This is a genomic window from Desulforamulus aquiferis (assembly GCF_030577015.1).
Lineage (GTDB): Bacteria > Bacillota > Desulfotomaculia > Desulfotomaculales > Desulfotomaculaceae > Desulfotomaculum > Desulfotomaculum aquiferis.
In genome coordinates this window covers 1-291 of sequence record NZ_JARPTC010000084.1, presented here as the reverse complement: position 1 = coordinate 291, position 291 = coordinate 1, and the positions used below count along the sequence as shown (strand labels likewise).

Sequence of the window (291 nt, the reverse complement as noted above, 5' to 3'; positions counted from 1 at the left end):
AGCAATTACTTCTACACCGATCACCTGTTTTGCCTGGTGTGCAAAGAACAGAGCGATTGTTCCGATACCACAATAGGCATCAACTACAGTTTCGTTATTTTTAATTCTAGCTAATTCTAAGGCCTTATTATATAAGACTTCCGTCTGAAGGGGGTTAACCTGAAAAAATGAGGAGGCTGATATCTTAAAGCTCAAACCTCCTAGTATGTCTGTAATATGGTCTTTTCCTGATAAAATGTGGTTCTCTCGTCCTAAGACTAGTCTTCCTGAACTATTATTAATATTGCGCAT

Annotated in this window: 1 pseudogene; it reads right to left on the bottom strand. The window is 38.1% G+C overall.

The annotated features are described in order from the left end of the window. Positions 1-195: pseudogene (locus tag P6N53_RS18630) on the bottom strand (23S rRNA (uracil(1939)-C(5))-methyltransferase RlmD); the annotation flags it as partial. Positions 196-291 lie beyond the last annotated feature (96 nt).